General features: G+C 74.2%; 14 protein-coding genes. 7 read left to right on the top strand and 7 right to left on the bottom strand.

The annotated features are described in order from the left end of the window. The first annotated feature begins 50 nt into the window (after window positions 1-50). Window positions 51-362 carry a DUF6343 family protein gene (locus IEZ04_RS09550; protein ID WP_189216296.1) on the top strand — a complete coding sequence of 104 codons (312 nt, stop codon included), beginning with the start codon at window positions 51-53 and terminating at the stop codon, window positions 360-362. Between the two features lie 81 nt (window positions 363-443). Here the strand turns inward: IEZ04_RS09550 and IEZ04_RS35580 are convergent, their stop codons facing one another. Together IEZ04_RS35580 and IEZ04_RS09560 are read right to left on the bottom strand one after the other, a co-directional pair. Continuing rightward, on the bottom strand, window positions 444-1,316 hold the full coding sequence (locus IEZ04_RS35580) for an esterase/lipase family protein (protein WP_189216297.1): 873 nt from the start codon (window positions 1,314-1,316) through the stop codon (window positions 444-446). Window positions 1,317-1,502: 186 nt separating this feature from the next. Beyond that, window positions 1,503-2,033: a DUF6624 domain-containing protein gene (locus IEZ04_RS09560; protein ID WP_189216298.1), complete on the bottom strand. Its 531-nt coding sequence runs from the start codon at window positions 2,031-2,033 to the stop codon at window positions 1,503-1,505. A gap of 257 nt (window positions 2,034-2,290) precedes the next feature. Between IEZ04_RS09560 and IEZ04_RS09565 the strand changes: the two genes are divergently transcribed. From IEZ04_RS09565 to IEZ04_RS09585, 5 genes are all read left to right on the top strand, one after another. After that, on the top strand, window positions 2,291-3,166 hold the full coding sequence (locus tag IEZ04_RS09565; RefSeq protein ID WP_506004855.1) for a helix-turn-helix domain-containing protein: 876 nt from the start codon (window positions 2,291-2,293) through the stop codon (window positions 3,164-3,166). Between the two features lie 3 nt (window positions 3,167-3,169). Further along, window positions 3,170-3,415: a DUF397 domain-containing protein gene (locus IEZ04_RS09570; RefSeq protein ID WP_189216299.1), complete on the top strand. Its 246-nt coding sequence runs from the start codon at window positions 3,170-3,172 to the stop codon at window positions 3,413-3,415. A gap of 132 nt (window positions 3,416-3,547) precedes the next feature. Next, on the top strand, window positions 3,548-4,357 hold the full coding sequence (locus tag IEZ04_RS09575) for an SAM-dependent methyltransferase (protein WP_189216300.1): 810 nt from the start codon (window positions 3,548-3,550) through the stop codon (window positions 4,355-4,357). 46 nt (window positions 4,358-4,403) lie between these two features. Then, the gene (locus tag IEZ04_RS09580; RefSeq protein ID WP_189216301.1) at window positions 4,404-4,835 is read left to right on the top strand and encodes a hypothetical protein; all 432 of its coding nucleotides are present in this window, start codon (window positions 4,404-4,406) and stop codon (window positions 4,833-4,835) included. A gap of 266 nt (window positions 4,836-5,101) precedes the next feature. Next, the gene (locus IEZ04_RS09585; protein WP_229820915.1) at window positions 5,102-5,647 is read left to right on the top strand and encodes a MarR family winged helix-turn-helix transcriptional regulator; all 546 of its coding nucleotides are present in this window, start codon (window positions 5,102-5,104) and stop codon (window positions 5,645-5,647) included. A 5-nt stretch (window positions 5,648-5,652) separates the two neighbouring features. On the opposite strand, the gene IEZ04_RS09590 is transcribed toward IEZ04_RS09585, so the two are convergent. The 5 genes from IEZ04_RS09590 to IEZ04_RS09610 form a co-directional block, all read right to left on the bottom strand. Then, window positions 5,653-7,461: a PP2C family protein-serine/threonine phosphatase gene (locus tag IEZ04_RS09590; protein WP_189216302.1), complete on the bottom strand. Its 1,809-nt coding sequence runs from the start codon at window positions 7,459-7,461 to the stop codon at window positions 5,653-5,655. Further along, the gene (locus IEZ04_RS09595; RefSeq protein WP_189216303.1) at window positions 7,458-8,513 is read right to left on the bottom strand and encodes a SpoIIE family protein phosphatase; all 1,056 of its coding nucleotides are present in this window, start codon (window positions 8,511-8,513) and stop codon (window positions 7,458-7,460) included. The genes IEZ04_RS09590 and IEZ04_RS09595 overlap by 4 nt, the downstream gene beginning before the upstream one ends. Beyond that, the gene (locus tag IEZ04_RS09600; protein ID WP_189216304.1) at window positions 8,513-8,953 is read right to left on the bottom strand and encodes an anti-sigma regulatory factor; all 441 of its coding nucleotides are present in this window, start codon (window positions 8,951-8,953) and stop codon (window positions 8,513-8,515) included. The genes IEZ04_RS09595 and IEZ04_RS09600 overlap by 1 nt, the downstream gene beginning before the upstream one ends. Window positions 8,954-9,056: 103 nt before the next feature. Next, complete coding sequence (locus tag IEZ04_RS09605; protein ID WP_189216305.1) at window positions 9,057-9,962, bottom strand: STAS domain-containing protein; 906 nt, start codon at window positions 9,960-9,962, stop codon at window positions 9,057-9,059. A 152-nt stretch (window positions 9,963-10,114) separates the two neighbouring features. After that, window positions 10,115-11,293 (bottom strand): PP2C family protein-serine/threonine phosphatase, encoded by a 1,179-nt coding sequence (locus IEZ04_RS09610; RefSeq protein WP_229820916.1) that lies wholly within the window; start codon window positions 11,291-11,293, stop codon window positions 10,115-10,117. Between the two features lie 207 nt (window positions 11,294-11,500). On the opposite strand from IEZ04_RS09610, the gene IEZ04_RS09615 reads away from it, so the two are divergent. Further along, window positions 11,501-11,941: a MarR family winged helix-turn-helix transcriptional regulator gene (locus tag IEZ04_RS09615; RefSeq protein WP_189216307.1), complete on the top strand. Its 441-nt coding sequence runs from the start codon at window positions 11,501-11,503 to the stop codon at window positions 11,939-11,941. Window positions 11,942-12,170 lie beyond the last annotated feature (229 nt).

Below are 12,170 nucleotides of genomic sequence, written 5' to 3' on the forward strand. Positions count from 1 at the left end.
TGGGCCCGGTACTCGCGCGGCAACGATCGCGCAATCCCAGGAGGTGGGCCGTGAGCGCACATTTCTCGCATCCCGCGGACCGTCACCGTCGCACCGGCGGCGGTGCGAGCGGAACCGAGCCGCGCACCGCCCGCAGCGCGCTGCGGCCGCGCCGGGCCCTGGCCGTGCTCTTCCTGCCCGTGTTCACCGCCGCGGCCGTACTGTTCGCCGTGTGGGCGGCCGGCCAGGACAGCGGCGGGACCCCCGAACCCGCGGTCCTCACCGGCCTCGCCGCCGGCTGTGCCGTGCTGGCGCTCATCACCGCGGTGGACCTGCTGGTCGTGGTGCGACGGCTGAGGCGGGGGGAGGACGACCGGCCCTGACGGGGACGGGAAGGAACCGGCTCCGACACCCGACCCGGACCGGCGGTCCCGACTGCTCGTCCGGCACCGGTCACGGGCCGCTCACCCGTCATCACCGGCCGCGCGGGCCCGCGTCACCCCGGCGACGGACGTCGTCCCGCGCCGCCGTCTCCCGGCCACCGTCAGCTCCGTCAGTTCCGTCAGCACCGCGCGTACCTCGTCGATCACCGGCTGGTGCAGGGGCAGCATCAGGTGGCCGACCCCGTGCACCAGCACATTGCGCGTGCGCAGGTCCGGATGGTCGAGACGGGCCCGGCTGGCCGGGACCACCGCCTCGTCCAGGTCGCTGTAGAAGCACACGAACCGCGTCCGGCAGCCGGCGCACGGCTCGTCGAGCTCGGCCAGCAGGGTGCTGCCCGGGCACAGCTGCCGCAGCAGGGGGTACACGGGCGTCCACTGGGCCATCGCGGTGCCGCCGTGCGGCGTGGCCAGTGTGATCACCAATGGCACACGGGTGTCACCGCCCAGCCGCTGCACGTAGTAGCGCGCGATCAGTCCGCCCAGGCTGTGCCCCACCAGGCACACGGGCCGCCCGCCGGTCAGCCTCCGCACCTCCGCCACCTGCTCGCCCAGCTCCCGGGCCGCCGTGGGGATGTCCGGGTGGTACGTGTTGTAGGAGGCGGTCAGGAGCGGCCCGGCGCCGCAGTCGCGCAGCCCCCCGCGCAGCCGGGAGAAGATCGAGGCACGGTCGGCCAGGCCGTGCACGAAGATCACCGGTACGTCCGAGACGCCCGCGCAGTCCAGTGGTGGTGCCTCGTGCTCACCGCCGAGCCAACCGGCGACCTGCCGCGCGCCGCGCGCGGCCAGGTCGAGCGGCATTCCGGCCAGCCGTACCGTGGCCCAGCCGGTCTCCAGTGCGGCGCCCCGCAGCAGCGTCAGCCACGGAACGCCGGGACGCGGTCCTTCGCACACCATGCTCCCGGCCCCTTCCGGCGCAAGAAGCCGACCGGCACTCGGACCCGGTTGCGTGAGCCCGCACACCGGCCGATCCCTTTTGTCTCTCGGACCTCACCCAGTACCCGTACCGGACCGGTGCGACACGCGCCCCACGGTGACACACGCGGTACACGCGCGGTACACACGCTGTGACACGTGCCGGTCTCAGGGGGCCGTCGGCAGACCGGAGCGCAGCGTCCGCAGGTGCTCGCCCAGCGGGCCGAGCCCCACGTCGCGGCGGCGCTCGTCCACCGTGAGCGGGTGCCGCACGGGGTACGGGGCGAGGGTGGCCGGGTCGATGCGGGTGCCGTAGAACTGCGGCTGGCCCAGCTCGACCGCGCAGTGGTCGGCGATGTACGCGTGGTGCACCGCCGGGCATTCGCCGTCCGCCGCGGCCTCCGCTATCAGATCGCGGCAGGTGAGCTGGAAGCCCAGGTCGGGGGCGTGCAGCAGGATCATCAGCGCGGCCGTCGAGGCCGGCTCGCCGACCAGCTCGGCGGTGGGCCAGCCATGGCCGGCGACCATCGCCCTGAGGGCCGTCGCGTTGTCGTCGCGGCACCGTTCGATGCGGCGCCGGCCCGGTACGCCGGCGGCCGGGCGGGCCAGCCGCACGAGCCGCCGTTCCTCCTCGGCCCTGCGGAGCAGCTCCGCGGCGAGGTCCTGCGCGCGCACGGTCTCCTGGTGCGGCCCGTTCATGCCGCCGTCCCCGTTCTCTGTGTGCTGGGTGTGCTGGGTGTGCTGGTGTGCTGGGTGTGCTCTCGATGAGCTCGGCGTGCTCGATGAGCTCGGCGTGCTCGGTGTGCCCCTCCCCGGGCCCGGGTCCTCATGGTGGCCGACGGACACGGTCCGCAACCGGCGTTCCGATAATTTCAGAACGAACTGCGCGGATCTGTCGGTGTCAACAGAGGGCGTGGCACACTGCACGCTGTGAATCCCGTTCCGGGAGGCAGCGCGTGAGTGAGTCCCGCTCGTCGAGCAGCGCCCCGGCGGCCCCCACGGTCCTGCGCATGGTCCTCGGCAGGCGGCTCAGGCAGTTGCGGGAACGGGCCGGGGTGTCGTTCGAGGAGGCCGCGCGGGCCGTCGAGGTCACGGCCCTGACGGTGCGCCGCATGGAGAAGGCCGAGGTCGGGCTGCGCATCCCGTACCTGAGGGAACTGCTGCGCGCCTACGGGGTGCCCGCCGCCGAGATCGAGGACTTCCTCGCGCTCGCCCGGGAGGCCAACCGGCCCGGCTGGTGGCACACCTACCGCGACGTGCTGCCGGACTGGTTCAGCGCCTACGTCAGCCTGGAGAGCGAAGCCGCCGTCATCCGCCTCTACGAACCGCAGTACGTCCCCGGTCTGCTGCAGACACCCGACTACGCCGCCGCGCTGCTGCGCGTGGGCTTCCCCAACGCGAGCGAGGAGGACATCGCACGCCGGGTCTCCCTGCGCCTGCGGCGCCAGGAACTGCTCGTCAAGCCGGAGGCGCCGGCCGTCTGGGCCATTCTCGAGGAGACCGTGCTGCGCCGGCCCGTCGGCGGCCGCGAGGTGATGCGGGCCCAGATCGACCGTCTGACGGAGGCGCTCGACAGCCCGAAGATCCGTGTCCAGATCATGCGCTTCGCCGCCGGGCCCCACCCGGGCGCGTACGGTCCCTTCCACTTCTTCCGCTTCGACTTCTCCGAACTCCCCGACATCGTCTACACCGAGAGCCTCGCGGGCGCGCAGTACCTCGACCAGCCCGCCGACGTCGTGACCTACCGCGAAGTACTGGACCGGATGTCCGTGCAGGCGGAACCGGTCGCCCGCACCCGGGCCATCCTGGCCGCACTGCGTGAGGAGCTGTGACCCATGGCAACCGACCGTCCCGTCCGCAACGGGATGCCCGCGCACCACCTCGGCACCGAGGGCTGGCACCGGCCCTGGAGCGGTACCAACGGCGGAAGCTGCGTCGAGGCCAAGCGGCTGCCGGACGGCCGCGTCGCCTTCCGGCAGTCCGCGGACCCGGCCGGCCCCGCGCTCGTCTGGTCGCGGGAGGAGGTGGCCGCGTTCCTGGCGGGGGTCAAGGCGGGCCAGGCCGACTTCCTGATCGCCTGAGGCGGTCCGGCCGGCCGGGGAGCGGCGCCCCCCCTTTCGTACATGCGTCCCGACCGGCGCGACTCCTGCCGTGCGGCCGGAAGCCGGCGGTAGCTTGGCGGGAGGTCGCGCGCCGCAAGGCAGGAGAGCACGATGGCAGACGGCAGGACCACGCCCGACCAGGAAGCCCTGTCCAAGATCGACACCACGGTGCCGCACTCGGCCCGGATCTGGAACTACTGGATGGGCGGGAAGGACAACTACGAGGTCGACCGCGTCGCGGGCGACGCCTACCGGGAGATCGCGCCGAACATCGAGACGATGGCGAGGGCCTCCCGCACCTACCTGATCCGCGCGGTCACCTTCGTGGCCCGCGACCGCGGCGTCCGCCAGTTCCTGGACATCGGCACCGGCCTGCCGACGTACGACAACACCCACCAGGTCGCCCAGAAGGCGGCCCCCGACGCGCGCATCGTCTACGTGGACAACGACCCCCTCGTCCTGCGCCACGCCCAGGCGCTGCTGACCAGCACCCCCGAGGGCGTCACCGACTACATCGACGCCGATCTGCACGAGCCGGACACCATCCTCGAGGCGGCGGGCCGCGTGCTGGACCTCGGCCGGCCCGTGGCGCTGCTGCTCATGGGCATCCTCGGGCACATCCGGGACCACGAGGAGGCCAGGGCGATCGTCCGCCGCCTCACCCGGGCGCTGCCCTCCGGCAGCTACTTCGTGCACTACGACAGCACGGATACCGACGAGGAGCTCAAGCGCGCCCAGCAGGGGTACGACGACACCGGCGCCGTCCCGTACGTCCTGCGCAGCCCCGAACAGCTCGCGGACTACTACGAGGGCCTCGAACTGCTGGAACCGGGCATCGTCTCCTGCCCGCTGTGGCGCCCGGAGCCGGGCACCGTCCCCCGGCCCACGGACGTGTACGGGGGAGTGGCGTACAAGCCGTGACGCCGTGGCGTGTGGGAAGGAACGGCATATGGGGAACCCGAGGGGCATGAACGAGCCGAATGTGCCACCCAACAGCCGTGCGCTCGACGTTCACCTGGACCTCCTGCGCGTGAGCATGTCGCCCGAGGAGTACGAACTGCTGCTCGGTCTGGTCGCTCCGGTGCTGCGGGCGATCGAGGAGGAGGATCCCGCCCCGGTCGGTTTCGGGCTGGACGACGAGGAGTCGGAGGGCGTCCCGGACAACATCCGCGACGAAGCGGCCCTGGTCGTCGCCACGGCCGTCACCGGCCGCCTCGACAACCAGCTGATCCAGCTCGACGTGGAAGGGTGCGGACAGGTCCGCATCGTCACCGACGCCGCCACCGCGTCCGACCCCGAGCGCTGCCGCGACATCGCCGACTGCATCCGTGACCGCTACCGGCAGGACGAGGAACTGCGCGGCATCGCCGAGGCCAGTGGCATACCGACGGACCTCTGAACCGTCCGTCGCCGGGCCTGCCGGGCGGGGCGGGGAGAGGGGGACGAGAGCGTTTGTGTACTCCCGGTCGCTTCGGGTACGCCATGGGCATGACCGAGGCCGAGGCCTTGTCCCGAGCCGACTGAGAGAGACATGTTCGTGGGTACCGCTGGAGCTGTTGGCCTGCCGGAACTCCCTCACGCCCGCCACGGCGGGCGTGCGACCGCCGCGGGGAGAAAGGAGCCGTCGCCGGTGGTGCGTCCCGGCCCGGGACGGCTGCCGGAGAGGTGGCCCCCGCCCTGCGGACGGTGACGGCGGTGGGCCGCGAACAGGATGCCGGGGCCCGCGGGGGCGGGGTCGCCCGGCATGTGACGGACGCGGTGGAGAGCCTGGTGACGCTCTGGCTGGCCGCCGTGGAGGACGTCACCCCACGACTGCCCGCCCGTCAGGTACGGGCCCTGCGGGTCGTGCGCCGACGGCCCGAACTCAACCTCACGGCGCTCGCCGAAGACCTGGAGATAGGGCTGCCCGCCGCCAGCCGGATGTGCGACCGGCTCGAGGCCGCGGGACTGCTGCGGCGGACCGTGCAGCCCGTGGACCGGCGTGAGATCCAGCTCGTGGTGACCGCCCACGGGGACAGACTGCTGACCGACGTCACCGAACGGCTCTCCGCCTACCTCACCGTCGCGCTGGGCGCCCTGACCCCGGGGCAGCGCACGGCGCTCGAGGAGATCCTGCGCGGCTTCCACGAGGGCCACGTACTGGCGCATGCGACGGACGCGCCGGACGTGCCGGACGACCGGCCCGGGCCCGGGGCCCGGACCGGCGACTGATCCGTTCAGAGACGCAGACCCGAGGAGAGCGGCCCCGGCGGTTCCGCCGGGTCCGCCGCCGAGCTGTGGACGTGGCACAGCAGCAGACACACGTCGTCGTCGTGCTCCGAGTCGCGCAGCAGCGGGCGCAGCAGCCGGTCCGCCGAGCCCTCCAGGTCCCCGTCGAGCTCCTCGGGCCCGAACTCCGCGAGCGCCGAGGAGAGCCGGTGGATGCCCGGGTCGATGCCCTGGGCGCGGCGCTCCACCAGACCGTCCGTGTACAGCGCCAGCGTCGATCCGGGCGGCAGCGGCACGGTGTGGTCCTTGAGCCGCTGCCGCAGCGGGATGCCGAGCATCGCGCCCGGCTTGGCGTCTAGGGCCCGCACCCGGCCGTCGGGCGTGCGCAGCACCGGCGGCGGATGCCCGGCGGCCGCCCAGGTGAGCGTGGGGTCGTCCGGGTGGAAGCGGGCGATGACGGCCGTCGCGTACAGGTCGGGCTGCAGATGGTGCAGGAACGTGTGCAGCCGGGTGAGCAGCTCGCCCGGGCTGCCCCCGTCGACCGCGTAGGCGCGCAGCGCGGTGCGCAGCTGGCTCATCATCACGGCGGCGCGCAGCCCGTGCCCGGTCACGTCGCCGATGACGGTGATCAGGCCGCCGTCGGGCTGCCGGAAGGCGTCGTACCAGTCGCCGCCCACGTTCATGCCACGGGTGGCCGGCAGGTAACGCGCGGCCAGGCGCAGGCCCGGTGTCGCGGGCAGGTCCGTGAGCAGGGCGCGCTGCAGGGTCTCGGCGATGTCCCGGTTGTGCTCGAAGCGCTTGGCGTTCTCGATCGCGATGCTGGCCCGCCGGGTCAGCTCGATCAGCATGACCGCGTCGTCCGCGTCCCAGTGCTCGTCGGGCGGCGACATCGTCAGCACGCCCGACGGCGCCCGCCGGGTCATCAGCGGGATGCACAGCAGGGGCCGGGTGGGGTCGAGCGCCGACGGCGGCTGGTCGTCGACGCCGGGCAGCCCGCCGGGGTGGTCGGCCGCGTACTGGGGGCGCCCGCGGCGCGCCGCCAGCACGGCGGCGGCCGGCCGCGGACCGCTGTGCCGGCCGGCGTCGGCTGAGTGGTTCGCGTGGTGGTCGGCGGGCTCGTCGAACAGCCACACGTCGACGCTGCCGCTGCGCGCGTACCGCGGCTCCAGCAGCGTGGGCAGCAGCCGCACGATCTCGTCGTGGTCGAGGGACGCCGTCAGCGCGGCACTCGCGTCGGCCAGGAAGGTCAGCCGGCCGCGCGCGTTCTCGGCCTCCTTGCGGGCCCGCTGCTCCGCGTCGAACAGCTCCCGCTGCGCGCGTCCGGCCGCGTCCAGCTCGCCGTGCAGGGCGAGGACGCCCTGGTTGGTCTGGTGCAGCTCCTCGCGGTGGAAGGCGACCAGCCGCTCCTGCTCGTCGAGCCGGTCCAGCACCAGCGCCGCGTCCTCGTCGGCGCCGAACAGGGCCTCCGCGAGGGACGCCGGGTCGTCGGCGACGTGCCCGTCGCCGTCGTCGTCGCCGGCGGCGCCGTCGGGGAGGACGACCGTCGCGCGCCAGGGTGACCGCCGGTCGTCCGCCGGGCGCTTCTCGGGCGCCACCTCGACGTCGAGCCGGGCGCCCCCGGCCGGGACGGCGGCCGTCTCCACGCTGAGCAGCCAGGAGCCCCCCTTGGTCAGGCACTGCCGCAGCTGTGCGGTGAGGGCGCTGACCAGACGGGTGCGCTCGACGGCGGTCACTCCGTGGGCGGTGGCCAGCCGGGCCGTGGCGATACGGGCGCGCGCGGCGTCGGTGACGGTACTGATGTGCCAGGTGCGGATCATGAGGCGGGGTCCGGCGGGGAGGGGCTCGGTACGGCGACGGCGGTGTCGTCGCGTACCGGCCGGGCGGGGCTGCTCGCGTCACGCACGATCTCGGCGGCGATCACAGCGGGGTCCAGGGAAGGGGCGTACGCGGCCGGGCCCGGGCTCCAGCGGCTGGGCAGGCCGTCGCTGTGCGGTACGAGAAGGCAGTCGTCCTCCCATTCCACCTGGTGCTGGGGCAGGTTCGCCGGCCGGTGGGCGCCGACGGTACCGGTACGCGAGAGAAGGGGCCGCCAGCCGTCGCCGGTGCGCAGCCGGGCACCGACGTTCCCGGCGCCCGCGAAACGCAGGCGCCGGGCGGCGAGGTCGAGCTGGGCCACGGCGGCTGCCGTGCCTCTGGTGCCGCGCAGCGCGCCGTCCATCCGCCGCAGCAGCTCCGCGGGCGGCGGCGGGGCCGCGCGGCGCAGTTCCGCCGCGGCGGCCGAGGACGCGCGTGCCGCGTCCGTGCCGTGGCCCGGGCCGTCGGCGAGCATCAGCGTCACATGGTCTCCCGTTCGGGAACATGCCCAGGCGTCACCCGAGTAGTCCGCACGGGCGAAGGGCACGTTGACGCCGCCGGCCCGCACCCGCGCACCGCCGGAGCGGGCCGCCCGGGGGCCGGGCGCGCCGATCCGGGCCAGGGCGACGGTCCTCCGTCCGGGGACGCCGTGCAGGCCGGAGTCGTCCGCGAGCCGCCGGCAGGTGCCCAGCCCGGCGCCGAGCGAGGACGCCGTGGAGCAGCCGTCCCGCAGCGCGGCCGCGACGTCGCGGATGCCGGGGCCGTGGTCCACGGCGACGAGCTGCACCCGCGCGGGCGGGCCGCCGGCCCCGGAGGGCGGGTCCACCGTCTCCAGCAGGACCCGGCCGCCGCCCGCGTGCTCGAGCGGGCTGGTGGCGAGTCCGGTGGCCACGAGGGCGGCGTTCGCGGCCCGCTCGTCGTCGAGCCCCGCCCGGGCGGCCGCGTCCCCGGCGGCCACGCGGACGTCCCGTACGCGGGTGGAGTCGTGCACCCAGATCTCCCGGACGCGTGACATCACGGCTCCTCACGCGGCCGCGGCGGGCCGGTAACCCACGACGTCACCGTCACGGTGGTGCCCGTACCGGGGCAGCTGTCGATCTCGAACTCGTGGACCAGCCGACGGGCTCCGCTCAGCCCCATGCCCAGCCCCCCGCCCCTGGTGTGGCCGTCCCGCAGGGCCCGGTCGAGGTCCGCGATGCCCGGCCCCTCGTCGCGGAAGGTGAGCCGCAGGCCCCGCACCCCGGCCCTGCTGACCGGGGTGCACTCCACCTGTCCACCGCCGCCGTGGACGAGGGTGTTACGGGCGAGTTCGCTGATCGCGGTGACCAGCTTCGTCTGTGCCACCAGCCCGAAGCCGAGCTGGGCAGCGGCCTGCCGCGCATGCTGCCGTACCCACACCAGATCGAGGTCCGAGCGGATCGGCAGGCAGGCGCTCGCACCGCCGGCTGTCTCCATCAAGGACTCCCCTGGCGTGTGCGCCGGTGCCGGAGGGCGGCGACGCCGGCGAGGACGGTCCCGCCCGGGAGGCGGCGGCCGCAGGAGGCGGGGAACGTGCCGTTCACGGGGACTCCGTACCGCCCGGCGCCACCACGTCCGCGCCGAGCCGCCGCAGGGCGTGGCCCAGGGCGTCGGAGAGGGTCGCCCGCGTCGTGACCGAGCCGAGGTCGACGCCCAGGCGGACGATGGTCTGCGCGATGGCGGGCCGGATGCCGGAGATGACGCACTCCGCCCCCAGCAGACGGGCTGCCTCGGCCGTTCTCAGCAGGTGCTGGGCCACGAGGGAGTCGACCGTGGGCACTCCCGTGATGTCGATGATCGCGAAGCGGGCCCGCTGCTGGACGACGGCATCGAGCAGCGCCTCCGTCACCACCTGGCTGCGGGCGCCGTCGAGCGTCCCGACGAGCGGCACGGCGACGACGCCCCGCCACAGCCGGACCACCGGGGTGGAGGCCTCCATGAGCTCCGGACGCTGACGTTCGACGATCTCCTGCCGGGCCCGCAGCTCCGTCTCCGTGACGACCAGGCGCAGCGTGCCCATCAGCACCGCGAGGGCCGTCGCGCACTCCCGTACGAACGTGTCGGGACGGCCGGACAGGTCGGCGACGAGCAGCTCGTCGGCGGGCGCCCGCAGCGCGTCGACCTCGAGGGAGACCTGGCCGGCGGTGAGGCCGGCCCGGGACCGGGCGGCCGCCGTCCTGGCGAGCTGGTCGCGCACGGCCGCGAACCCGTCGGCGTCCGGGTCCGCCACGCGTCCCTCGGCGGCCACGGAGGCCAGCGCGTCCACCACGGCCCGGCCGGTCTCCACGGCAGCGTCGTCATGGGCGGACCGGGAGACCCCGAAGACGGTACGGAAGAGCCCCGCGTCGGCCCAGCGCCGGGCTATCCGTTCCCGGCGCCGGCGCAGGAAGTCCCCGACCTCCCGCGCGGGCGCCCCGTGCTGTGCTGCCGCTTCCTGCTCCGGCACGTAACTGTCTCCTCGGATGCTCACTCGCACCGGCCCGGGCCATGGACACGGTGCCGGCCGGTGCGCGGGCTTTTCCTTGCCGCCCGACAACTGTAGACACGCCGCGAAGCCGTACGACACCGGTACACCCCACGATCGTCCGTGTCGGACGATCAGCCCTCCTCCGGCCGCGGCCGTCCGAACCAGTCGAGACAGAGCACCAGCGCGTCGTCCTCGGGCAGGGCCTGGCCGCGGTACCCGGAGAGTTCCCTGAGCACGGCGCCGGGCACCTCCGCGGCGGGGAGCAGGGAGGTGGACGTGACGGCCCGGGCCAGCGCACGGTCCCCGTACCGCTCCCCGCCGGGCGCGGCGACGCCGTACACCCCGTCGGTGACGAAGATCATTCGGTCGCCGGGCTCGACGTACACCTCCTGGGCCACGTAGTCGGTCTCCTCGAACATGCCGAGCGGAAGCTGCGCCTCGAAGTCGACGGGGGTGACCGTGCGGTCGCGCAGCCGCAGCATCCGCGGCGAGCCCGCGTCGACGGCCAGCAGCCGGCCGGTGCTCAGGTCCAGGTCGAGCAGCAGCATCGAGAGGTAGGCGCGGCCCCCGTAGTGGGCGTGGATCGCCTGGTCGGCGAGGCACGCCTGGTCGGCGAGGGGGATGCCCGCGCGCCGCGCGTTGCGCAGGGCGTTGATCCCCAGGGTGGTGAGCAGCGCGGCCTCCACGCCCTCGCCCATGCCGTTGGTGATGTACAGCATCAGACGGTCCTCGGTGGCGGACCAGTCGAAGTTGTCGCCGAAGATCGCGTAGGCGGGCTCGAGCTGGGCCCCTAGGGCGTACTCCGCGCGGGCGGAGGACCGCCCCGGCAGCAGCTGCCACTGCATCTCCGCCGCCAGCGTGAGGCGGTCCCTGCGCCGCGCCCGGAGGTACAGGTCGGTGTCCCGGTCGGCGACGACGATCTCGTGGGCGAGGACCTGGGCCACCTCGGCCAGTTCGGCCCGGCACTCCTCGGCCTGTCCGGCGGACGCCATCGTGACGGTCAGCACCCCGAGCCGGTCCCCGCGCGCCGTGACCGGCAGGTGGACGTCCACCCGGCCGTCGCCGCGGACCTCGGTGAACGGTTCCTGCGCGCCGAAGGCCCGCCCCGCCGGGCTGCCGTGCACCGGCAGGGCCTCGGGCCGGTCCGCCGACGGGCAGGCGCTCTGCAGGACGGTGAGTCCGTAGTCGGCCACGAAGAGATCGACGGCCTTGGCCGCGTAGTCGCCGCACAGCACCTCGCGGACGGCGTCCACCAGCCGGTGCGGGGGCGCGGAGCGCAGGGCGCGCTCGGCTGCCACGAATCTGTTCACGATCTCGGGTACGCCATTCTCTCGACGCGGACGGAAGGGACCCCGTGGGGCCCCGGACGCCGCTCGCCGGTCTTTCCGTGGGGGTGCGGACGTGTGGTCACCCGGGCGACCCGCCCGACCCGGCAGGCTGACAGTGTCCGCGAAGCCTGCGAGAGTGGAGCCGTGTCTCCTTCCATCCCCCATCCCCGTCCGGACGAGGTGGCGCGTGTGACCTCAGAGGCGGCGGAGTTGCTCGAAGTCCTGTGGGGGCGTGCCTCGACGGCACCTGTGTCGGCGTCGCAGATCCGTGTGCTGTTCATCCTCGAGCACCACGACGGCATCAATCTGCGGTCGCTCGCGGACGCCCTGGGCTCCACCCCGCCGTCCACCAGCCGGCTGTGCGACCGCCTGCAGGCCGTGGGCTTCGTGGAGCGCGGGCCGAGTGCCGCCAGCCGCCGCGAGCTGCGGCTGAGACTGAGCCGGCGCGGCCGTACCTTCCTGGCGGAGCTGCGGGCGCGCCGGGAGAACGCCCTGCAGTCCGTGCTCGAACAGATGCCGACCGCACAGCGGACCGCGCTGCTGGAAGGGCTCGAAGCGTTCTGTTCGGCCGCCGCGGCCCAGATCCACGACGGGGACGACGCGAGCGACGCGGGCGTCCGCAGCGCCTGACCGCCGGGCGCACGGTGCCGCGCCGCCGGTACCGTACGCCGGCCGTGCGGACGGCGCGGGGGAGTGACGCGCACATACGTCTCCGCCGACTGGCACATCCCACACCCCTCCCGCACGCTTGCGCCCGCTCACTTTGTTGCCTCCTGACTATAGTTGTCAAACGGCAACTGTTGGGCATGCACGGACCACCGACCATGACCGGCGCACCCCCTGCGGCGGCGCCGGCGGT

The organism is Streptomyces ruber (assembly GCF_014648075.1).
GTDB classification, from domain to species: domain Bacteria; phylum Actinomycetota; class Actinomycetes; order Streptomycetales; family Streptomycetaceae; genus Streptomyces; species Streptomyces ruber.

Excerpts from the sequence above, each read along its gene's own strand:
- IEZ04_RS09570 (WP_189216299.1), top strand. The coding sequence starts at position 3,170 with ATGGCAACCGACCGTCCCGTCCGCAACGGGATGCCCGCGCACCACCTC.
- IEZ04_RS35580 (WP_189216297.1), bottom strand. The coding sequence starts at position 1,316 with ATGGTGTGCGAAGGACCGCGTCCCGGCGTTCCGTGGCTGACGCTGCTG.
- IEZ04_RS09560 (WP_189216298.1), bottom strand. The coding sequence starts at position 2,033 with ATGAACGGGCCGCACCAGGAGACCGTGCGCGCGCAGGACCTCGCCGCG.
- IEZ04_RS09590 (WP_189216302.1), bottom strand. The coding sequence starts at position 7,461 with ATGATCCGCACCTGGCACATCAGTACCGTCACCGACGCCGCGCGCGCC.
- IEZ04_RS09575 (WP_189216300.1), top strand. The coding sequence starts at position 3,548 with ATGGCAGACGGCAGGACCACGCCCGACCAGGAAGCCCTGTCCAAGATC.
- IEZ04_RS09580 (WP_189216301.1), top strand. The coding sequence starts at position 4,404 with ATGAACGAGCCGAATGTGCCACCCAACAGCCGTGCGCTCGACGTTCAC.
- IEZ04_RS09600 (WP_189216304.1), bottom strand. The coding sequence starts at position 8,953 with ATGGAGACAGCCGGCGGTGCGAGCGCCTGCCTGCCGATCCGCTCGGAC.
- IEZ04_RS09595 (WP_189216303.1), bottom strand. The coding sequence starts at position 8,513 with ATGTCACGCGTCCGGGAGATCTGGGTGCACGACTCCACCCGCGTACGG.